This window comes from Alteromonas sp. Mac1 (assembly GCF_001562125.1).
GTDB classification, from domain to species: domain Bacteria; phylum Pseudomonadota; class Gammaproteobacteria; order Enterobacterales; family Alteromonadaceae; genus Alteromonas; species Alteromonas stellipolaris.
The window spans coordinates 1,725,073-1,747,764 of record NZ_CP013932.1; the positions used below are offsets into that span (position 1 = coordinate 1,725,073).

Genomic DNA, 22,692 nt, shown 5'->3' on the forward strand with positions numbered 1-22,692 from the left:
CTATTAGCGATACAGAGTGAACGCTTCTAGAATAATTAGAACACAAATGGCACCGGTTTGCGGTGCCATTTGCTAATAAGTCATGCTTTTTTTGATGTCAATCAAGCTTGCTTATAGCATTTCAACAGCAAGTGCTACGCCTTCCCCACCACCAATACATAAAGAGGCGATGCCTTTTTTCGCTTTCTTTTGGTTAAGCGCGTGCAGCAAGGTAACTAGAATTCGCGCACCCGACGCACCAATGGGGTGGCCAAGTGCACATGCGCCACCTTTCACATTCACTCTTCGCTCGTCTAATCCCAGTTTTTGAACAGCCAGCATTGTTACCATGGCAAAGGCTTCGTTAATTTCGAACAGGTCGACCTCGTCTTTAGACCAACCTGCTTTTGAGAGCACATTTTCCATCGCACCAACCGGTGCTACCGTGAAATTTTCTGGCTCTATAGAATGCGTAGCATGCGCCACCACTTTTGCAAGCGGCGTTAATCCCAGCGCTTGCGCTTTAGATTCGCTCATCACTAATAAAGCCGCTGCGCCATCTGATATAGAGCTAGAATTTGCTGCGGTGACTGTACCATCTTTTTTAAACGCAGGGCGCAAAGAAGGAATTTTTTCAGGTCGCGCAGACCCTGGGCCTTCATCAGTATCAACGACCACATCGCCTTTACGACCAGAAATAGTCACGTTTACGATTTCGTCTTTGAAACTGCCGCTGTTAATCGCTTCATTGGCTTTTGAAAGCGAGTTCAGAGCAAATTCATCCATTTGAGTACGCGTAATATTTTCAGCATCGGCAGTATCTTGGGCAAAACATCCCATCGCCTTTCCGTCGTAGGCATTTTCAAGGCCATCTAGCATCATATGGTCTAGTACTTGTCCGTGCCCCATGCGATAGCCTGTTCTTGCCTTTGGCAACATATAAGGCGCATTGCTCATGCTTTCGAACCCACCAGCGACAACCACTTCAGCACTACCCGCCTTAATTAGATCGTGAGCCAGCATTACCGCTTTCAAACCAGAACCACAAACTTTATTAATGGTTGTTACGCCTGCGCTAAGAGGAAGACCTGCGCCTAACGATGCCTGACGAGCTGGAGCTTGACCTAAGCCAGCAGGCAGAACACACCCCATAATAACTTCATCAACTTGGTTTACATCGAATGTGTCGCACACCGACTTAATGGCAGTGGCACCTAGTTCGGTGGCTGCTACCCCAGACAGACTACCATTGAAGCCTCCCATTGGTGTGCGCTTCGCTGCTACTATCACTACTGTTTCACTACTCATCACTTGAACTCCTAACCACTTGTAATTTATGGAATAATATTCAACTAACTTTACTTTCGTATAAAAATGTAGACACCCATGTTTAGATAAGCGAACTATCTCACATATGAAAAATTGACGTTAGCAAAATGTTACTTTACCTTAACGTAAAAGGTAATTAACGTTAACGTAAACCTCAATATATTTAGTGTCAAGAAACCCCTTCCATTCAGGGAAAGTCTTTTTGTAAAGAGCATAAGACATAGACATAAGACCAAAGGTACGTGTTATGAATAACAACGAGAAAGAGTCGGTATTCGCTATAGGTGAACTGGCAAGGGAGTTCGATATAACTCACCGATCCATTCGCTTTTATGAAGAGCAAGGGTTACTTAGCCCCAAGCGTACCGGGCAAAACCGTGTGTATGACAACAAAGATAGAGTGAGATTAATGCTCATTCTTAGAGGGAAGCGATTGGGGTTTTCCCTAGCAGAAGTTAAAACCTTATTTGAGATGTACGACACCAACGCCAATTCCGCCGTTCAGCTAGGCACTATGTTAGAAATGACCGCACAAAAACGGGCTGTACTTCATCAGCAACTTGAAGATATTCAAAGCCTGATGCAAGAACTCGATGAAGTAGAAGCACGATGCCGTGAAGAGCTAGCGGAATTAGAACAAGGAAAAATTGCATGAATACCTCTTACCCTACACTGAACTTTGATCTTGGCGAAGATATTGATTTATTGCGCGACCAAGTCTTTCAATTTGCACAAAATGAAATTGCACCCTTAGCGGAAGAAGCCGACGCTAATAATCAATTCCCCAATGCATTATGGCCCAAGCTGGGTGAAATGGGTTTATTGGGTGTTACGGTATCAGAGCAATATGGCGGCGCCGATATGGGTTATTTAGCCCATACCATAGCAATGGAAGAAGTGAGCCGAGCATCCGCGGGAATTGGCCTGAGCTATGGTGCTCATTCTAATTTATGTGTAAACCAGATTTTTAGAAACGGAAACGACGAACAACGAGAGAAATACCTGCCCAAGTTAGTGTCTGGTGAGCACATTGGTGCGTTAGCCATGAGTGAGCCAAATGCGGGTTCAGATGTAGTGAGTATGAAATTACGTGCTGAAAAGCGCGGTGATAAATACATCTTAAACGGCAACAAAATGTGGATCACCAATGGTCCAGATGCCCATACCTTTGTCATTTACGCAAAAACAGACCCACAGGCTGGGCCTAAGGGCATTACGGCATTTATTGTAGAACGTGATTTTCCTGGCTTTACCCGCGCACAAAAGCTCGACAAATTAGGCATGCGTTCTTCAAACACCTGTGAACTTGTTTTTCAAGACTGTGAAGTACCTGCTACAAATATTCTAGGTAAGGAAGGCGAAGGCGTACGGGTATTAATGAGTGGGCTAGATTACGAGCGCTTAGTATTGTCAGGCGGCCCTTTGGGCATTATGCAGGCCTGCATGGACGTGGTTGTACCCTATATTCATGACCGAGAACAATTCGGCCAGTCTATTGGTCAATTTCAACTTGTTCAGGGCAAAGTAGCTGATATGTATACGCAAATGAACGCCGCTAGAGCGTATGTGTACACCGTTGCAAAATCTTGCGACCGCGGTGATACCACCCGAAAAGATGCCGCAGGCGCCATTTTATATTCTGCAGAATTAGCCACCAAGATGGCCTTAGACGCTATTCAGCTTTTAGGTGGCAACGGTTATATCAACGAGTACTCCACCGGCAGATTATTAAGAGATGCCAAGTTATATGAAATTGGCGCAGGAACCTCAGAAATTCGCAGAATGCTTATTGGCCGCGAGCTGTTTAACGAATCAAAATAAACACGCGCTCACATTTAACGACAGACTGCGCAGTCTTAGTCATTTTTAAGCTGCGCTGAACAATCAGGAGGGGGTATGCCCGTTCTACGTTCAAAGATAAATACTAAATCAGACACCTTTGTTGCCAACGCGCAGCATATGCAAGCACAAGTAAACGACTTGGTTGCAAAAATAGAACAAGTTTCAATGGGTGGCGGTGCACAAGCTGCCCAGCGCCATCAAGCGCGTGGAAAATTACTTCCCCGAGATCGCATTAACGCCTTAATTGACGACAACACACCTTTTTTAGAAATAGGCCAATTGGCGGCATGGGAAGTGTACGATGATTATGTACCTTGCGCAGGTGTAGTAGCCGGTATTGGTTGCGTGTCGGGCATTGAATGCATGATAGTGGCTAATGATGCCACGGTAAAAGGCGGCAGTTACTACCCGCTTACCGTGAAAAAACACTTACGGGCACAAACTATTGCAGAAGAAAACAACCTTCCCTGTATTTACTTGGTAGATTCAGGTGGTGCCAACCTACCCTATCAAGATGAAGTGTTTCCTGACAAAGAACACTTTGGCCGCATTTTCTTTAACCAAGCCAATATGTCGGCAAAGAATATTCCGCAAATTGCGGTGGTGATGGGGTCATGCACAGCTGGCGGTGCATACGTACCCGCCATGGCGGACGAAAGCATCATTGTAAAAGAACAAGCCACCATCTTTTTAGGTGGACCGCCCCTAGTGAAGGCCGCGACAGGTGAAGTGGTAAGCGCCGAAGAGCTTGGCGGTGGTGATGTGCATACCCGTATTTCAGGGGTGGCAGACCAATTAGCTAATAACGATCATCACGCGCTATCTTTTGCTAGAAATGCGATATCTAGGCTTAACCGTACTAAAAATGTCGCGTTAGATGTGGCAGAGCCAAAGCCTCCACGTTTCGATGCCAAAGAGATTTACGGTATTGTGCCTGCCGATTCAAAGCAGACTTACGACGTAAGAGAAATTATCGCTCGGGTAGTCGATGATTCAGACTTTGATGAATTCAAGCCTTTATATGGCACTACATTAGTATGTGGTTTTGCGCGCATCTTCGGCTATCCAGTAGGCATCATCGGCAATAACGGCATCTTATTCGGCGAAAGCGCGCTTAAAGGTGCACACTTTGTTGAATTGTGTGCAATGCGTAAGATACCCCTTGTATTTTTACAAAATATCACCGGTTTTATGGTGGGAAAACAGTACGAACATGGCGGGATAGCAAAACACGGAGCCAAAATGGTGACCGCCGTTGCGTGTGCCCAAGTACCAAAAATTACCATTTTGATTGGCGGTAGTTTTGGTGCAGGAAACTACGGCATGTGTGGCCGTGGGTACGACCCCAGGTTCTTATTCATGTGGCCTAATGCCCGCATATCAGTAATGGGCGGCGAGCAAGCCGCTGGGGTATTGGCGCAAGTAAAACGCGATCAAAAAGAACGTGCCGGCGAAACCTGGACCGATGAACAAGAACACGCCATCAAACAACCGGTTATCGATACCTACGAGAAACAAGGACATCCATATTATGCCTCGGCCAGATTATGGGACGACGGCGTGATTGACCCTGCTGACACCCGCACGGTGTTAGGTCTATCGTTATCTGCGGCATTAAATCAACCTATACCAGACACCCGCTTCGGTGTCTTTCGTATGTAGTTTGAGGGATATTATTATGGAACAAGCAGTTACTTATCACGTAGACGAAAGAAATGTTGCCCTTATTACGCTAAACCGTGCTAACAAACACAATGCATTTAACGATGACATGATTGCCACTTTAACCGAGCTATATACGCGCGCTGGTAACGACAGCAGTGTTCGCGCCGTTGTTTTACAAGGTGAAGGCAAGAGCTTTAGTGCAGGTGCCGATCTAGAGTGGATGAAGCGCATGGCTGGATACGATGAAGCCAAAAATCACGCCGACGCTATGGCGCTGGCTACCATGCTGCACACCTTGTACACCTTACCAAAGCCTACGATTGCTCGCGTGCAAGGGGCAGCTTTTGGCGGCGCGGTAGGCCTTATCGCCTGCTGCGACATTGCCATTGGTAGCAAATTAAGTAAGTTTTGTTTAAGCGAAGTAAAGATAGGCCTTATTCCCGCTACTATCAGCCCTTACGTAATAGAAGCCATGGGCGCACGCGTGTGTAGACGCTATTTTCAAACTGCAGAAGTCTTTTCAGCACGGCGAGCGCGGAGGCTAGGACTGCTTAGCGAATCGGTAACCGAAGATGAACTTGATAGCACAATAGACGATATTATCACCCAAATTTTGAAAAATGGACCGATAGCGGTATCGCATGCAAAAGCGTTAGTGCAAGAGGTTGCCGGTGCGCCTATTAATGCTGAATTGCTTGATGATACAAGCAAACAAATTGCCAAAATAAGAACCTCGAAAGAAGGACAAGAAGGCTTGGGGGCTTTTATTGAAAAACGCACTCCCGCGTGGCAGGAGAAACTAGCATGATTAAAAAGTTACTGATTGCCAATCGCGGCGAAATTGCATGCCGAGTGATGCGTACAGCTAAAGCCATGGGTATACAAACGGTGGCGGTTTATTCAGACGCCGACGCAAAAGCCTTGCATGTTTTACAAGCCGATGAAGCGGTTTATTTAGGCCCTGCTCCCTCTAAAGATAGCTATTTGCGCGGTACTGCAATTATTGAATATGCCAAGAAGCTTGGTGTAGATGCCATTCATCCGGGCTATGGCTTTTTATCTGAAAATGCCGAATTTGCTAAAGCGTGTGCCGCGCACGATATTATATTCGTAGGCCCACCGGCGTCTGCCATAGAAGCTATGGGGTCTAAATCGGCAGCAAAGAAAATTATGGAAAGTGCAGGCGTGCCTTTGGTGCCAGGTTATCACGGCGATGACCAAGACGAAGCTACCTTGAAGCAAGCTAGCGATGCCATGGGCTACCCAGTGTTGCTTAAAGCTGCTGCGGGCGGCGGTGGTAAAGGTATGCGCCAAGTGTGGAAAGAAAGTGAGTTTTCGGCCGCGCTAAGTGCAGCTAAAAGAGAGTCGATGGCCAGCTTTGGCGACGAGCATATGCTGGTTGAAAAGTACCTCACTCGCCCTCGCCATGTTGAGATACAAGTTTTCTGTGACACCCACGGTAATGGTGTTTACCTGTTTGAACGTGATTGTTCAGTGCAGCGCCGTCACCAAAAGGTAATAGAAGAAGCACCAGCGCCTAATTTTCCTGCCAATATTCGCCAGCAAATGGGCGAAGCCGCCCTTCAAGCAGCCAAAGCGATTAATTATGTAGGTGCGGGAACCGTTGAGTTCTTGTATGACGAAGACGGCTCGTTCTATTTCATGGAAATGAATACTCGATTGCAAGTAGAGCACCCTGTGACGGAAATGATTACCGGTGAAGACTTGGTTCGTTGGCAGCTTGATGTAGCAGAAGGTAAAGCGCTACCTAAGTCTCAGTCAGAATTAACATTAACGGGACACGCATTCGAAGCACGCATTTACGCCGAAGATCCCAACAATGATTTTCTGCCCGCCAGCGGTACGCTCTCGCTTATCAAGACACCCACGCTATCAACCTCGACTTCCTATCAAAATAGCCAGTCGCTTAACGAGACACCCACGTTATCTAGCCAAAGTTCAGCGAGTAAAGTACGGATTGATACCGGCGTGCAGCAAGGTGACGACATCAGTGTTTATTACGACCCAATGATATCTAAGCTTGTCGTTTGGGGTGAAAACAGAGATGCGGCTTTAAAACAGTTAGTTAGTGCGCTTAAGCAGTATCACATTGACGGAGTAACCACGAATATAGATTTTCTTATCGACGTGGCTTCAAGTGCGCCTTTCAGTAACGCTGAACTAACCACAACTTTCATTGATAAACACGCTGACACTTTGTTCAACAACCAGAGCCAATCCGTAGATGCCGAGCTTCCTGCCATTGCACTTTTGTCTGTACTTTCACGCAATCAAGGTAAAGCGAAGATTGGTTCACTGCCCTCCCCCTGGGGAACTATAGGCTCATGGCGCCCCAACATGGGATATCAAGAATCCCTGTCCGTTATGGTGAATGATGAAGTTCACTCACTCACAATAAGACATATTGCCGAGTCAGATAATACTCTGAATCAAAAGGCCATTTCTCTTAAGGTGAGCAAAGATAGCGAAAGCATTGAGGTAACGGGTCATATTGTTGGTGATAAGTTAATTGCTTCTGTAGAGGGTGTAAGGCGTACATATCATTTTTCGAACAATGAAGGGCAATTTGGCTTGTTTGGTCAAGATTCGCCCTGTCACTTCAAGGTCTTAGCGCCTGATATGGGAGATGATGATGACAACCATAATGGTGCAAGCTTAGATGCACCAATGAATGGTACCGTAGTGGCTCATTTGGTTGAGATTGGTGATAGCGTTAAAAAAGATGCCCCCTTACTTATTATGGAAGCCATGAAAATGGAGCATAGTATTACTGCCCCTTGCGACGGTGTGGTGCGCGGCTACTTTTATCAACCTGGTGAGTTGGTCGATGGCGGCTCAGTGCTGATTGATTTCGATTCTGACTCAAAAGGTGAATGAGCGTGGAAAAGTCTATGAAGACACCCATCGTAAATTCGGTCACTAACCCTACGACTCACTTTCCTTCGAAAGTGAGCATCGTGGAAGTTGGTGCCCGTGATGGGCTGCAAAATGAAAAGGCGATTCTTAGCGCTAAAGACAAAATACACCTCGTCAATTTACTTAATGCAAGTGGTTTGAAACGTATTGAAGCTGGCAGCTTTGTGTCTCCCAAGTGGGTTCCCCAAATGGGAGATTCTGACGAAGTATTCAAAGGAATTAGCCGGGAAAAAGAGGTTATCTATTCAGCCTTAACCCCAAATCTAAAAGGGTTTGAAGCTGCGTTGGCTGTTGGCGTCGATGAAGTTGCTATTTTTGGCGCTGCGTCTGAGTCTTTTTCCCAAAAGAATATAAACTGCTCAATCAGTGAAAGCTTGAAAAGATTCGAGCCTGTCATTGCAGCTGCAAACACGCATAAAATTCCAGTTAGAGGCTACGTGTCTTGCGTGATGGGCTGCCCTTATGAAGGAGAAATCCCCAGCGAGTCGGTAGCACTAGTTTCAAAGACGTTACATGATATGGGTTGCTACGAAATTTCACTTGGCGACACCATTGGAACCGGCACTGCGGCATCTACAGCTCGTTTACTCGAGCACGTTTGCCAGCATGTACCAGTTGCAGACTTAGCCGTTCATTTTCACGACACCTATGGCCAAGCACTAGTCAATATCTACACCGCATTGCAATACGGTATATCGAATATAGACAGCGCGGTTGCAGGGCTTGGGGGCTGCCCATATGCTAAAGGTGCCAGCGGAAACGTAGCGACGGAAGACGTACTGTATATGCTCAATGGACTTGGAATTGAAACTGGCGTGAGTATGGATAAGCTGCTTATAGCTACTGAATTTATCTCTTCTGTGTTGGATAGGAAGCCAGTGTCTAAAGTAGCTAATGCATTGCTTGCCAAGAAAAATTAATTTCAGGTTCTCTAGGGCTAAATGCCAACAAAGTGCCAGCAAAATGCTAACGAGACACCCACCTCTACACTAAGGGCGCTAACAAGAGCGCCCTATCAAAGTTCTAGCAATAAGTACCATCAATAAGAACTATCAAGACACCCATAGTAAAAGTCCACTAACCAGACACCCACAATAAAATAGAGAGTTAATTCGATTAATTCACGCCTAAAATACAGGTTCAATAATGGTTATTGATTGCTAGCATGGTTCTATATGAAATTACTGGATGTTTTCCGTGCCGCAATCAAGACGCAGCCAAATTAGCCTTGCTGATACACCCTATTATCACTGCGTTTCACGCTGCGTCAGACAATGCTACCTATGCGGTGTTGATCAACTCTCAGGAAAAAGCTTCGAACATCGAAGAGGCTGGGTCGAGTGTCGCTTACTAGAGTTAGCTTCGGTGTACTCTATTGATATTTGTGCCTATGCGGTAATGAGCAATCACGTTCATGTGGTACTACACGTTGATATAAAAAGTGCCAGTTCCTGGAGCTTAGAACAAGTACTAACCCAATGGCACCGTATCCATAAAGGCACCCTGCTTACCCAAAGGTATCTCAAGGGCGAGCGCCTTTCGGGTGCAGAAATAAAAGCAGTAACCGATACCGCTGAAGTTTACCGCCGGCGCCTGTATGACATTAGTTGGTTTATGCGAAACCTCAATGAGTTCATTGCTAGGGCAGCTAATACAGAGGACGAGTGCACAGGGCGATTTTGGGAAGGTAGATTTAAATCTCAAGCTTTATTGAATGAAAGCGCCCTACTTTCCTGTATGGCCTATGTAGACTTAAACCCCGTTAGAGCCAATATAGCGACAACCCCCGAAAACTCTAGGTACACCAGTATTTACTCACGTTTACAGGCATTGAAAGGCAATTCGAAGATTTCTGCATTACTACCCTTTTCAGGGGAACGCAATCAACGCAATATCAAAGAAATACCTATTAGACTGACTGATTACCTTGAACTCGTTGATACAACGGGAAGAATCATTCGTGATGACAAACCTGGTTATATTCACAGCAATTACGCCCCAATATTATCTCGGTTGGGGATAAGTCAGGTTCACTGGCAGGCACTTACTTCCCACTTTGAAAAGCTGTTTAGTTATGCGGCAGGTTGTGAAACTACAATGAGGGGATTTAAGCAAAATACCAACAGGCAGCGCGCAAGGGGGATGAAAAACGCAAAATTACTTTCCTGCGCCTGTTAATACCCATCTTCTATTCTCAGATATAAATTAGGTGGCAAAAAAACCTTATTGAACTATCTGAATTTATCTTAAAAAGCTAATACCTAACCCTTTCTTAGCCATAATGCTGCCGCTTTATAAGCCACTTTTCAGACCATCTAAGTAGCCTTGTCATATGCAAATATATTTACTGAGCAAAGTACTTGGTGAATTTCTAGTTCTGCACGGCTAACAGAATTATAATGACACCCACTGTATCTTTGTGCGGAGTTATGGAGTTATCGAGACACCCACCGTATCTACTCGAGTAAGAATGGGACTCAAACCTATATTAGGGTGGGTGTCCCTCGAATCTTGTTATTACTCTTTTTGTTTCTCTTACTACTTCTGTTTAAATTTAAACATGGGTGTCTTGATAAAATTAGGTAGCCTTATAAATTAAAATCACCCTAATCGCGTTCTTATGATGGATGTCCTGTTAATACGCGTGTTAATGCCATGGATGTCCTGTTAATGCCTTCTTATGATGGGTGTCTTGAAAACTAGTAATAACTCTCTGCTCAAGCAAGTTCCCGATTACCGCTCAACGCCAACCATGCCTCGTTAGCTTCCCAAGTAGTTAGCCATTGAGAGACTTTAATGGCCGGCATAGGCTTGGCTATGCCATAGCCTTGCGCTAACTCACAACCCAAGCGGACAAGGGCAACGCCGTGCTCAACCGACTCTACGCCTTCCGCAATTACTTCTCGTTTAAATGTCTTTGCCAACCCAACCACACCTTCAACAATCGCTAAGTCATCAGTGTCATCTAGCATATCTCGCACAAAGCTTTGATCAATTTTGATCAAGTAAGCTGGCAAACGCTTCAGATAAGTAAGTGATGAGTAACCAGTACCAAAATCATCTAAAGCAAAGCTCACCCCTAAATCGTGACACGCATTCATTGTTGAAGATACTTGGAAAGTATCTTGCAGCGCACTGGTTTCCAGAATCTCTAGCTCTAAATAGCCAGGGTCTACATCAGGGTGAGCCGCTAACAGTGCTTCTAGCCGAGAGGTAAAGTTGTCCTGCTGCAATTGATGTGCGCTAATATTCACACTTACGGGTAATGAAATACCGCTTTTCTGCCAGCACGCAATTTGTGTCAAAGCCGCATCAATAACCCATTCTCCCACTTGCAAGCTGACACCGTGACCTTCAATAACAGGCAAGAAATCTAGCGGAGGAATTAGACCACTTTCGGGATGCTCCCAGCGGATCAAAGCTTCTACGCCAATGACTTCACCAGAACTCATATTCACCTTGGGCTGGTAATGTAAGACAAATTCATTTCGTTCCAGGGCAACGCGCACATTATCAATGCTTTTATTATAAGTATTAATCGCGTTATCTTGTTCTAAGTCGAACTGGTGATATCGGTTCTTACCTCCTTGCTTTGCAACGTACATGGCTTGGTCCGCATGCCGTATTAACTGATCAGCATCTACGTTATCTTGAGGAAAGACAGTGACTCCAATACTCGCTGATACTTGCATAACCGCATCGGCAACATTGACTGGTGCAGAGGCAGATTTAAGAAGTCGATTTAAAACATGCTCACAGTCACTGAACTCATTCAGGTTAACCATGATTATAATAAATTCGTCTCCGCCAATACGTGCAATTGTATCTCCCGCTCTCAAGCTAGCTTTTAAGCCACTAGAGACCTCAACCAAAAACTGGTCACCTATGTTATGTCCGTAGTTATCGTTAATCGCTTTAAAACCATCTAAATCCATGAATGCGACAGCCAATGAATTTTGTTGTAACTGACTGTGTTTAATGGCTTGATTAAGGCGCTTAGCAAGCAAAACTCTGTTAGGTAAATTGGTCAGCAAGTCATAATGTGCTATCCGTTCTAACTTGCCTTCATTGAGCTTAATTTCTGATATATCGGTTGAAAGCGAAACATAGTGTTGAACCTGACCCTCCTCGTTTTTAACTGCACTGATTGTGACCATTTCAGGGTAAATTTCACCGTCCTTACGACGATTCCAAATCTCCCCTCTCCAGTTTCCATCAGTGTTAAGCGTATTCCACATGTTTTCATAAAACTGTGCAGCGTGACGACCCGATTGAAGAATTTTAGGGTTTTTCCCCAGTACTTCCGATTTGCTGTAGCCGGTGATACGGCACAGCGTATCATTCACTTCAACAATCGTGGCTGAGGCGTCGGTAATAATTATGCCTTCGTTCGCATGAGTGAAAACGCTGGCAGCTCGCTTTAATGTTTCTTCAAAACGATTTTTTTCGATAGCGATACTCGCTAAACTGGCAGTCTGCTCAATTAGCGCAAGATCAGCATCACAGGGGTAATTGATACTAGCGTGATAAATGGCAAAAGTACCAAGCACTGCACCTTGTGTAGAACGAATGGGTTCAGACCAGCAGGCACCTAAATTAGCGCGCTCAGCTAACGCTTTAAAATTTTTCCAGTAAGGGTGTGTTTGAATATCTGCAACGATGACACGTTCGTTAATAAACGCTGCTGTGCCGCATGAACCTACGCCACTACCTATTTCAACGCCATCGATAGCATCGACATAAAACTTTGGAAGACTTGCTCCAGTTCCACTACGTAAATGAATCCCAGACTCATCGAGAAGTAAGATACTGCACATCATTTCCGGATTGTTAAGCTCAACCACACTGACAATCGCGTTCAAGACCACTTTTAGAGGCTCTCCGTTGGTGATGAGCTCTAACACTTCACTACGAGTGGTTTCTCTTAACTCATTCTGCCTGCGTTTGGTCACATCACGAATTACACCAACAATAAAACGCCTGTTGTTGCGGTCGATAAATCGGCTTATTTTAGCAACTACTACAATTGCTTTATTGTCTTTTCCCTTCAGGGTTTGCTCTACGACTTTATCTTCCCCAGTATCTAACACTTGCTTGTCGCTCTGCGCTAGCTTCACAAATTCTTGTGGGTAGATTTTATCGGAGAAAGTTGTTCCGATTAGTTTTTCTCGAGAAACGTTCACAAGCTCACAAAAAGCATTGTTCGCAACTAAAAGCTTACCCTCACCGTCTCTGATAAATACGGGGTCAACTGAAATATCTAAAAACGCGTCAAGATAACCCTCTAATTCCTCGGGATCTTTAACTGGCAAGCCTGCAGATTCATTTTGTGGTTGGTGCTTATAAGACATACTTGAAACCAAACTTGATTACTAAAGCCACGTTCGCCCAATATCGACTGAGAAATAAACTGGGCTCCAGAAATGCAATCACAGTAATTCGCACGGCGCTTAACCTCCTCTTCTCTTATTTTTCTTTTGGTAACATAAGCGTAGTACAAATCGCCACGGTCAGCATTGCTGCCATAATATACACCACTGAAAAGTCGATGAATGACGATACAATCGCGTACAACCCACCAAACCCAAGCAAAATAAGACCTATAGCTGTGTTTGAAAAACCAACTAACTCAGTCCTGTCTTGCCCTTCTTTAATATCCAAGCTATAAGTTTTTCGCCCTGTTCGCACGCCAGCATGGGCAATTGAGAGAATAAAAAACAAACCTGCAGACAGCCACACACTTTCAGGCTCCATAGCAAGTAAGCCAACACAGGCGATTAAAGCCAAAACTCCTGACAATTGAAGGGTGAATCGAGCACTCTTATCTGCAATCTTTCCCCATAGAAACGAAGAAAGCATTGACGCTAGGGCTTGTGCAGCAAGATAAAAAGGAAGCAACGATTTCGCGTTTTGCGAACTTTCTAACATGAAATATGGCGCGACTAGCGCAGAGTGAACAAACAACCCCCGAACAAAAACGAATCGATACACTGTGTTGTCAAAACGCCAGTTAAACAACGACTTATTTTGAGACTCTTCTATTTCAACATGGGTTTTTATCGAAAACATTAAAATTAGCGTGATACAAAATGCAAGTGCTGATGAGGCTAATAAAATAAAGATTGAATAACCTTGAAGCTCTTTTTCAAAATACACGAGAGGAACTGCTGCGCATAATGTCATCACACCGGACGCCGTAGATGCTAAACCAACTAACTTACCTCGTTCACCTTTTTGACTAATGTCTGCTTCCATATCTTTTACGGTAAGTGAGCTTGCAGAGCGGCCTAAACTTAGAAACACCAGTGATGCGAGTATAATTAACCCCGCCACAAAACCTTCAGTGACAACTGCGGCAGCTAACATTGTACATATAGCCGAGATTTGTATGGCCATACCTAGCCGCCAAACATGGTGCCTAGCGCTTTTTTTGCGTAAATACACACCAATTAACGCTTGGGGCAACAATGCGCCAGATTCGCGAATTGGCACCAACCACATCACCATCCAGCTAGGAGCCCCCAGGGAGATTAGTAGAGCAGGCAATGTGGTTTTTGCAGATGCTAATAAGTCGGCTAATTTATTAAAAGCTAGACCCACTATTAGGCGGCGTTTATTTCCCAACATGTTTTTTCCCAACATGAATTAACACAATTACGATTGTTGCTGTATAACAAACCAACCGCCGATTACTCTAGCGTTACTTAACAGACTTTGTACGAAAAAAGCTCAAAACTTGATCACGCGGTTTTAAGGCGCAACATATTTTATTAACACACTGAATAACCTAAACAATTAGGCCAATTTTAAATATCAATTTAATCGAGACACCCACCTTAAACAGCCTTAGCGAGACACCCACCTTAAACTAACTCTCCCACAACTCACTCAACTACAATCATCAGGGTTTCATTAGAACTTCGCTTTACATGCTTTACGCTAGCATGGGTGTCTCTGTAAAACATTATAGAGTGAACGATAACGTGGGTGTCCCAGTAACATGCAAAATCATGGGTGTCTTGATAACGCGGTACGCTAGCGTGGGTGTCTCGTTAACTATTCTGGGGCAACTTCGTAATCATGGGTGTCTTGATAACACCTTGATAACACCATCTAGCTTCACTTTATATTTCATTCATTTGAACTCCTATCGCCCAAAATGAAAAAAGCCAAGTACGCTTTGGAAAATATCCATATAAGCTAACTTGGCTTGGTCTGTAGTGAAAAATATTGGCGCTTTTGTACCAAGCAAAAGCTTACCTAGGTTACTAGCCTTTGTTTTCCACAACGGTTTTTAAATTTTCTAATCCCATCTCGAAATCTGGGCCTATCATGCCGTCCATCATCAGTACAAAGTAGCGACTGATGATGTTGTTACCCACGTCACCTGAGTCAACCCACGTCACTTTAGTAGCCTCACCAGCAGGCGATATTACTAATGATCCTGTCGAACCCATTTCCCATTCTGGGAAAGCCAATGAGTAAACCACCTTTTTATTGTGTTCTAAGTCGGTAATTTTCATTTCCCCATTACCTTCCGTCACGCTTTTCCAAGATGACATCATTCCAATAGCTCTATCTGGCCCAGAGTAATCGATTTCCATACTAGGGTCCCGTTGAAACCAAACGCCCCAGTTTTGCCATGCCCGCAAATCGACGACATCGGGATAAATTTCTTCAGGTTGTGCATTAATCAAAATACTTCTTTCAACTTTGTATTGCTGTGGAAGGAACAGCCCAACCACAACTACCAAAGCGACCAGTACGCCCACACCTAAAACTATCTTCTTTAAAGCTGCCATCTAAAACTCCATGATAATCACATAGGATTAGAAATATATAACAATTATTTAACAAATGGCACTGGTGATTGACAAAACTCTCCGCTTAAATAGTGAATTACCATTTCGCGGACATAATCAGCATCAACGCTTGCCACCCAAGAAATTGAACTCCCCGTTTCGTCACAGGGGTAGGTATGGCCTGCATTCGGCGTTGTTGTACTAACCGCAACCTGACCGGTTTCAATACGCAGCTTGGTATCTGGTAAGGCTAATACACAGGTTGAAAGAATATCCCATAAAAAATACGTAAACTCATAAGAGGGAATAGACGTCACCGTTGACGCCCAAAATTGCCCAGACAGGTCTGAAACCGGCGTATTTTTTACAGCAAGTTGCTGCAAAAAATCCCAACTAACAGGCAAATCGTTGGTGGCATCTAAAGGCACTAGCAGCAGATTTACGCCACTATCTACCAATACTTTAGTGGCCTTAGGATCCCAATAGGCATTCCATTCCGCTGAACCGTCATGATCATGCATAGCCACATTACCTTTGACCTTTACGGCACCTCCCATCCACACCACTTTTTGTACCTTATCTACAAGGTTTGGGCTTTGCGTTAACGCGGCGGCTAAGTTGGTAGCCGGGCCTGTCATTAAAACAGTAACAGGCTCAGCAGCATGAGTTAATGCACTATGCATCCATTCATGCGCGGCCTTGCTTTCAACCTTCACTTCATCGTGAGATGTACGCAGCATGGTGGGGGTAGCATGGCACATTTTAGGTTGAGCGCGCCATTCAGGCGGAAATGGATTGGGTCCTGTTAACTGCCCTACACTTACAGGAATATGGGAATTGCCCGTTAATGAAAGGATTTTGCGAGTACTCAGCAAAGCATCATCTGGGTAACAGTCGGCCGGCGTAATGGTTACACCCACTACATTTATATTAGGTAAACGCAGCAAAAGTATTAGCGATAATAAATCGTCAATGCCACCATCGTGGTCAAAAATAACTGGGGTAGTAGAAGACATAAAATATCCCTTAAGAAAAAATAACGTTTTTTTTACATAGTTCAGCAAAACGCCGTGGCATTATATTTATTCTTGTGTAATATGAAGTTAGGTTATCATAAAACCTAATTTCCAGGGCAATATTCTACTTACTACGCCCTAGTGCAATCGGTATGAATTACGGTTTTTACACATTCATCGACACCGCAAGATTGTGTCTCAAAAAATGGAGAACGAGGACATGGCAGATCAGAGTTCACGCTATATTAGTAATCTGACTCGCGATACCTACGCACTAATATTAGCTGGAGGAAGGGGCTCACGTTTACATGAATTAACAACGTGGCGCGCAAAACCTGCACTCTATTTTGGCGGTAAGTTTAGAATTATCGATTTTCCGCTATCTAATTGTATTAACTCAGGCATTAGACGTGTTGGCGTAGTAACCCAGTACAAGTCTCATTCATTAATAAGACATTTAGTACGCGGCTGGGGACACTTCAAGAAGGAACTCGGTGAGTCAGTAGAAATACTACCTGCTTCTCAGCGATTCTCTGATAGCTGGTATGAAGGTACCGCCGATGCAGTATTCCAAAATATCGACATTATTCGAGACGAACTGCCCAAGTACGTAATGATTTTATCTGGCGACCATATCTATCGCATGGATTACGGTACTATGTTAGCGCGTCATGTCGAAAGTGGCGCAAAAATGACCGTGTCATGTATGTCGGTTCCAATCGAAGAAGCTGCTGGTTCATTTGGTGTGATGTCGGTCGATGAAAATTATCGTATTAATGGTTTTGCAGAAAAACCTGAACATCCGGCTCCCCTACCAGGCGATGACAGTCGCTGCCTAGCATCAATGGGCAACTATGTTTTCGATACTGAGTTTTTATTCGAACAATTACGAAGAGACGCTGCAACTTCTGGCTCACAGCGTGATTTTGGTAAAGACATTATCCCATCAATTATCAAAGATCACCCCGTGTATGCGTTTGAATTTGAAAGCACTGGTGGTGGCGATGCCTATTGGCGTGATGTAGGTACCATTGATTCATTTTGGGAAGCCAATATGGAGATGGTTGCACCGGTTCCACAGCTTAATTTGTACGATCAAAAATGGCCCATCTGGACCTACCAAGAACAATTGCCACCTGCAAAATTTGTGTGGGAAGATCACGACAGGCGCGGGGAAGCGATTAATTCGGTTGTGTCTGGCGGCTGTATTATTTCTGGTTCAACCCTACGCGGCACAATTTGCTTCTCGAACGTAAGGGTACACTCGTACGGCCTTATAGAAGATGCGGTAATTTTGCCTGATGTGGAAATTATGCGTCATTGTAAGCTAAGAAAAGTACTGCTTGATAGAGGTTGTGTTATTCCAGAAGGTACCGTTATTGGTTACAACCACGATGATGATAGAGCACGAGGATTCCGCGTTTCTGAAAAAGGCGTGGTGTTAGTTACAAGAGAAATGCTAGGCCAACCTGTTGGCGGTCTATCTCCTACCTAAAGCGAGTTATTCCATTTTGAAATGGTGGTTGAAATAAGTTCAGCCACTGCTTCAGGATGTTCTAACGGGAACATATGCCCACCTTTAAATTCAGTATGATCAATGTTGTTATGCTGAATTAACCTATCATACATAGCCGGTCTACACACCGCACCATCTTTAGCCGTTACCAGCAATGCTGGGCACTTCAACTTGCCTTTATACTTACCTAAATTATGCGGCACATTGCGAAATAATGACGCTTCTACCTCGGCCTTGAATGTTAACGATGTCAGCTCGCCTTTGGTGTGTGTCACATGCTTAACATAATCACGAATACATCGCTTATCCATATTACGAAACAGCGCTTTTCCTTGAAAGTACGCTTCCATATCAGTATGAGATGGCCATTGTGTATTTCGCGTTTCAGCTAACTTCGCAGGGGTTAATTTGTTGATTAAAGGTGTCTTTTTCGCAAACCGAAAAAAGTAACTCATGGGGCCCATCACTAACGGAGGGTCAAGCATGATAAGTCCTCGAAACAAGCTGGGCTCTTCGCAGGCTGCCATATAAGAAATTACCGCACCAAAGGAGTGCCCTACCGCATAAACACCTCTACTGTCAGTGTTTTCGACTTTTACGTGTTTTATAAGCTCATTAACTTGATTGCGCCAATTAGCATTCACTGGCAATTGAGGATCGTGGCCAAACCGGTCGACATGAAGACGGTGAAAGTGCTCAGGTAATGAAGAAAAAAGCGCGTTGTAACTACCAGCAGGAAATCCATTTGCATGGGCAAAGTGAAAACTAATATCGGTTTTCGACAATGAAATACTCCTTCACGAAAAGCGGTGTCAAAGCTATACATAACGATAGCAAAGCGGGAAAAGTAAGGGCTGGTAAACCAGCCCTTAATCAAAACAACATGTTATTTATGAATAAGATAGTACTACAGCCCTCTCGACTCTGCCATCTCCCAATCTTTAACAATTTTAGTACTGGTCCATAAGAACACGATAATCGAAAGCGCATAGGGCACAATCAAATACAGTAAAGATTGACGCAGAGCTTCAACTTCACCCAATGAAGGCACTAACGCTTGGCTAATGATGCCGGTTATTGTTGGTCCGCCGCCCAGTGCAATAATATTCAATACAAAGAAAAATAATGCCGTAGACATAGCACGAACATTGATAGGTGCAAGGGTTTGCGCCATGGCAAAACTGGGACCTAAATACGAACCACTGGTAAACAGTAAGAAGGTCATTAACCCTACCGACAACCATAAGTCGTTAACTTGAAGCGAGAAATACAACGCTGGTACACCAATAATGAGCGCAATAGCAGGTAGCAAGGCATATGCTTTCTTGTTTTGTTTGCCCCATCTATCGGCGATATAACCGCCAAGCCACACGCCTAATGCATAAGCAGAACCATTAATAATACCAAACGCAATTAGCAACTGCGTAATATCTAGCCCAGCAAAGGCACGTACATAATAATCGATGATCCAAGTCGAAATGGCATAGTTACCGAACGAGCCAAAGGAAATACCTAAGGCCATTCCCCACCACGTAGGTATTTTCAACAAGGTTTTAAGCGACGCTGAAACACTCGGTTTTTCAGCGTCTTCAGTTTGTACTGACTCGGTACGTTTTGGCTCTTTTACCGTAAATTTCAGCAATAGTGCTAATAACACGCCCGGTAATCCCACACTTATCATTACTGTACGCCAATCAGCTGATCCGCCTTGCAAGAAAAACGCAGAAGCAAAGAATGCCAACATCACGCCAAACGGAATACCTAAAGAGTAAACCGCTAGTGCGCCTGCGCGTTTTTCTTTAGGAAATAGGTCGGAAATAATACTGTGTGAAGGTGGGCTACCCCCTGCTTCACCAATACCCACCCCAATTCTGGCAAGGGCCAGTTGCGTGTAGTTCATGGCAAGCCCCGAAGCTGCGGTAAAGCCGCTCCATAGGGTGAGCGAGATAGCAATAATATTTACGCGACTATAGCGATCAGCAAGCCACGCAATAGGAATGCCCACCACGGTATAAAGGATAGCGAAATAAACGCCCTTTAATAAGCCTAACTGCGCATCATCTAAACCCAAATCAGCTTTAATGAATGGAGAAAGGATACCTATGATCTGTCTATCAATAAAATTAAATGCATAAACCAGCGTTAGTATCACTAACACGTAATTTCTGTAGGCGCGGGAAGTATCCGCTTTCTCTACTGGTGCCGTTTGAACCTGACTGTGGGCCATATCATTCCCTTTAAATTCAATGAAAACTCAGTCTACGCGGCAGGTTAAAAGATTGACAACTTATTGTTACTTATTTGTAAATATAAAAAGGAATGTTAGCCTAGGCTTTCTGTTAGCTTGAGCTTAAGGTAGGATATCAACACCCTCACTCATCAGACCAGACAAACAGCATGACGGTAGACGAGCTTTTAACTCTTTCTCCTTTAGAGGCACTTTCTGACAATGAATGGAAAGTAGATAACCTCATTATTCCCAGCATTTGGGCTCAAGGGCGTACAGCATTCGGCGGTATTTCAGCAGGTATGGCGTACAGCGCTATTCGTCAAAAAGTCAGTGAGGAACGCGTGCTGCGTTCATTTACAACTAACTTTGTTGGCCCGCTCTCGCCAGACATCCCATTTTCCATTGAAGTGACCTTATTGCGTGAGGGCAAAAACGTATCTCAATATACCGCCCATGCAAAGCAAAATGGTAAAAGCTGTGTATTTGTTCAAGCCTGTTTTGGTATTGGCAGAAAATCAGGTATTAAGGTAGAAAATAAAGACACCCATGAAATGCCGGTGCCCACCAAAGGCAAATTCATACCGCAAATTCCAAAAGTTACGCCTAAGTTTTTACGTCATTTCGATTTGGCCATCGATAAAGGGGGTATTCCCTTCACCCGTAAAAAAACCAGCGTTTACCACGGACACATGCGCTTTAAAAAGCCACCAGCGAAAATCACCGACGCACATATCATTACCATGATTGATGCTTGGCCGCCTACGCTTTTACAAATGATGAAATTGCCTGCTCCAGCAAGTACTGTTAGTTGGAATCTGGAGTTTATACACCCGCATAAGCAGGTAGACCCTACCGACTGGTTTGCTTACCAAGCACATACCCGTCAGGCGGAGGATGGCTACGGCCACACAGAAGCCACTATTTGGGATAAAGACAATGAAGTCGTTGCGATAAGTCGCCAAACCGTGGCAATTTTCGATTAATCGAACCGTGATTATTGAACGGGTTATTGGCTAGAAAACCTTTAGCTAGTCGAAGCTTAATGAGAAGTCTTTAGTCAGAAAGTGGTTATCCAAAAGGTACTTATTAAGAAAGTATTTAGTAAGAAAAGGTTTGGCTACAAAGGCACCAAGAATTAGATATCAAATAAGGGCGTACTGCAAAAATAGTACGCCCTTTTTCATTAATAAAGCATAAAGGCATTCGGATTGAATAAGGAGATAACAGAAATACACTGCAGGTTAGTAATATCTAAAGCATCTTCTAAGTCGTCACGATTAAGCGACAGGCTTTCATGCAATTCAGGTTTTAAGTTATTGTAGCTGGGATAAATTTCTGAATTTACGTTGTCTAGCGCCAAAACGTATGACAACTGAAGTATTTGCTCTTCATATTCTGAAGTATTGCTACTATCACCGTGTATTTTCGCAATAGGCTTGTATATGGTTTCAGGGATACCCCACTCTTTGATGATCCCCGCCGACACATTCGTAAAAGTATAACCCAACACGCCAGCTTGCAGTTCAGCTGGGCTTACTCTTGCGTTAAACGCCTGACAACGTTTTGCGCTATCTGGCAACGTGGCAACAACTACTAATTCACCAATATTATGCAGTAAACCTGCAACAAATAAGCGTTCCGGCTCTCTAATATTTCGCATTTCAGCAAAGTACTTTGCTAGAAGACCGCAAGAAACACTTTGCTCCCAAAATTTATCTAAGTCGATAACTTGGCCATCGACCTCTTTGAATGCTTGGCTAACGCCAAATGCAAGAGCGAGGTCGTAGGTTGAGCGCGTACCCACTACTTGTAGCGCTTTAGTAATCGTGTCTATTTTATTCGGAAAGCGGTACAACGCCGAATTCGCCACCCTTAAAAGCTGCGTGGCTAACGAAGGATCAAAAGAGATGATGTCGGCAATATCGTCAATATTAGATGCCCCATCATCCATGCAAGCTTTTAAACGCGTTACCGAGTCGGGCAGCACAAACAATGTGCTCGCGTTACTAATGATATCTTGTAAGGTCATTTAGGTATACGCTCCTGATATAACCTACTCTATTTAGAAGGGTGACGTGTAACAATCACGCCAAGAAATAAAAACTGTAACTATCAAACAATATTAGCTTTTTCACTGATAGCTACATTATAGCGCGATTATTTAGCCTAGCTAATCGGAATTCATTATCTTTCGTATAGTATGCAATAAATTAACATACATTTAATGCAACCCTGATAGGGGTAACCGCCAATAATCAGGTAATTTCGAGAATCTCTATCGATGATAGAGTTTCATTTTCTTTATTTCCTGCTGTGCTACTATTTCGCGCTTTACACATTCAAGCACAGGTATTTATGTTAGAGGGAATGTCACAG

General features: G+C 44.1%; 17 protein-coding genes. 9 read left to right on the top strand and 8 right to left on the bottom strand.

Going from position 1 to position 22,692, the window contains the following annotated elements:
* Positions 1 to 111: 111 nt before the first annotated feature.
* The gene (locus AV939_RS07280) at positions 112 to 1,287 is read right to left on the bottom strand and encodes a thiolase family protein (RefSeq protein ID WP_057792455.1); all 1,176 of its coding nucleotides are present in this window, start codon (positions 1,285 to 1,287) and stop codon (positions 112 to 114) included.
* A 268-nt stretch (positions 1,288 to 1,555) separates the two neighbouring features.
* Here AV939_RS07280 and AV939_RS07285 point away from each other — a divergent pair, with 268 nt between their 5' ends.
* The 7 genes from AV939_RS07285 to AV939_RS07315 all read left to right on the top strand — a co-directional run bounded on the left by AV939_RS07285 (position 1,556) and on the right by AV939_RS07315 (position 9,930).
* Positions 1,556 to 1,963 (top strand): MerR family transcriptional regulator, encoded by a 408-nt coding sequence (locus AV939_RS07285; protein WP_057792458.1) that lies wholly within the window; start codon positions 1,556 to 1,558, stop codon positions 1,961 to 1,963.
* Positions 1,960 to 3,129: an isovaleryl-CoA dehydrogenase gene (locus AV939_RS07290; protein WP_057792460.1), complete on the top strand. Its 1,170-nt coding sequence runs from the start codon at positions 1,960 to 1,962 to the stop codon at positions 3,127 to 3,129. The genes AV939_RS07285 and AV939_RS07290 overlap by 4 nt, the downstream gene beginning before the upstream one ends.
* Before the next feature lie 75 nt (positions 3,130 to 3,204).
* Complete coding sequence (locus AV939_RS07295; RefSeq protein WP_061997430.1) at positions 3,205 to 4,812, top strand: carboxyl transferase domain-containing protein; 1,608 nt, start codon at positions 3,205 to 3,207, stop codon at positions 4,810 to 4,812.
* A gap of 16 nt (positions 4,813 to 4,828) precedes the next feature.
* Positions 4,829 to 5,623 carry an enoyl-CoA hydratase/isomerase family protein gene (locus AV939_RS07300; RefSeq protein WP_061997431.1) on the top strand — a complete coding sequence of 265 codons (795 nt, stop codon included), beginning with the start codon at positions 4,829 to 4,831 and terminating at the stop codon, positions 5,621 to 5,623.
* A complete protein-coding gene (locus tag AV939_RS07305) occupies positions 5,620 to 7,713 on the top strand; it encodes an acetyl/propionyl/methylcrotonyl-CoA carboxylase subunit alpha (RefSeq protein ID WP_061997432.1) in 2,094 nt (697 codons plus the stop codon). The genes AV939_RS07300 and AV939_RS07305 overlap by 4 nt, the downstream gene beginning before the upstream one ends.
* Positions 7,714 to 7,727: 14 nt before the next feature.
* Complete coding sequence (locus tag AV939_RS07310; protein ID WP_061998178.1) at positions 7,728 to 8,672, top strand: hydroxymethylglutaryl-CoA lyase; 945 nt, start codon at positions 7,728 to 7,730, stop codon at positions 8,670 to 8,672.
* A gap of 277 nt (positions 8,673 to 8,949) precedes the next feature.
* Positions 8,950 to 9,930, top strand: a complete 981-nt coding sequence (locus AV939_RS07315) for a hypothetical protein (RefSeq protein WP_061997433.1) — start codon at positions 8,950 to 8,952, stop codon at positions 9,928 to 9,930.
* A gap of 539 nt (positions 9,931 to 10,469) precedes the next feature.
* On the opposite strand, the gene AV939_RS07320 is transcribed toward AV939_RS07315, so the two are convergent.
* The 4 genes from AV939_RS07320 to AV939_RS07335 form a co-directional block, all read right to left on the bottom strand.
* Positions 10,470 to 13,103: an EAL domain-containing protein gene (locus AV939_RS07320; protein WP_061997434.1), complete on the bottom strand. Its 2,634-nt coding sequence runs from the start codon at positions 13,101 to 13,103 to the stop codon at positions 10,470 to 10,472.
* 115 nt (positions 13,104 to 13,218) lie between these two features.
* Entirely contained in the window at positions 13,219 to 14,379 is a 1,161-nt protein-coding gene (locus tag AV939_RS07325; protein ID WP_061997435.1) for an MFS transporter, read from the bottom strand.
* A 641-nt stretch (positions 14,380 to 15,020) separates the two neighbouring features.
* On the bottom strand, positions 15,021 to 15,554 hold the full coding sequence (locus AV939_RS07330) for an SRPBCC family protein (protein ID WP_061997436.1): 534 nt from the start codon (positions 15,552 to 15,554) through the stop codon (positions 15,021 to 15,023).
* Positions 15,555 to 15,598: 44 nt separating this feature from the next.
* Positions 15,599 to 16,570 carry a nucleoside hydrolase gene (locus AV939_RS07335; RefSeq protein ID WP_061997437.1) on the bottom strand — a complete coding sequence of 324 codons (972 nt, stop codon included), beginning with the start codon at positions 16,568 to 16,570 and terminating at the stop codon, positions 15,599 to 15,601.
* 220 nt (positions 16,571 to 16,790) lie between these two features.
* Here AV939_RS07335 and glgC point away from each other — a divergent pair, with 220 nt between their 5' ends.
* Positions 16,791 to 18,065 (top strand): glucose-1-phosphate adenylyltransferase, encoded by a 1,275-nt coding sequence (glgC, locus tag AV939_RS07340; protein WP_061997438.1) that lies wholly within the window; start codon positions 16,791 to 16,793, stop codon positions 18,063 to 18,065.
* Here glgC and AV939_RS07345 read toward each other — a convergent pair.
* Complete coding sequence (locus AV939_RS07345) at positions 18,062 to 18,871, bottom strand: alpha/beta fold hydrolase (RefSeq protein WP_061997439.1); 810 nt, start codon at positions 18,869 to 18,871, stop codon at positions 18,062 to 18,064. The two genes, glgC and AV939_RS07345, sit on opposite strands and share 4 nt — an antisense overlap.
* 122 nt (positions 18,872 to 18,993) lie before the next feature.
* Positions 18,994 to 20,313 (bottom strand): spinster family MFS transporter, encoded by a 1,320-nt coding sequence (locus AV939_RS07350; RefSeq protein WP_057792480.1) that lies wholly within the window; start codon positions 20,311 to 20,313, stop codon positions 18,994 to 18,996.
* A 170-nt stretch (positions 20,314 to 20,483) separates the two neighbouring features.
* On the opposite strand from AV939_RS07350, the gene AV939_RS07355 reads away from it, so the two are divergent.
* Positions 20,484 to 21,299: an acyl-CoA thioesterase gene (locus AV939_RS07355; RefSeq protein WP_061997440.1), complete on the top strand. Its 816-nt coding sequence runs from the start codon at positions 20,484 to 20,486 to the stop codon at positions 21,297 to 21,299.
* 200 nt (positions 21,300 to 21,499) lie between these two features.
* Here the strand turns inward: AV939_RS07355 and AV939_RS07360 are convergent, their stop codons facing one another.
* Complete coding sequence (locus AV939_RS07360; protein ID WP_057792484.1) at positions 21,500 to 22,345, bottom strand: HDOD domain-containing protein; 846 nt, start codon at positions 22,343 to 22,345, stop codon at positions 21,500 to 21,502.
* Between the last annotated feature and the right edge of the window lie 347 nt (positions 22,346 to 22,692).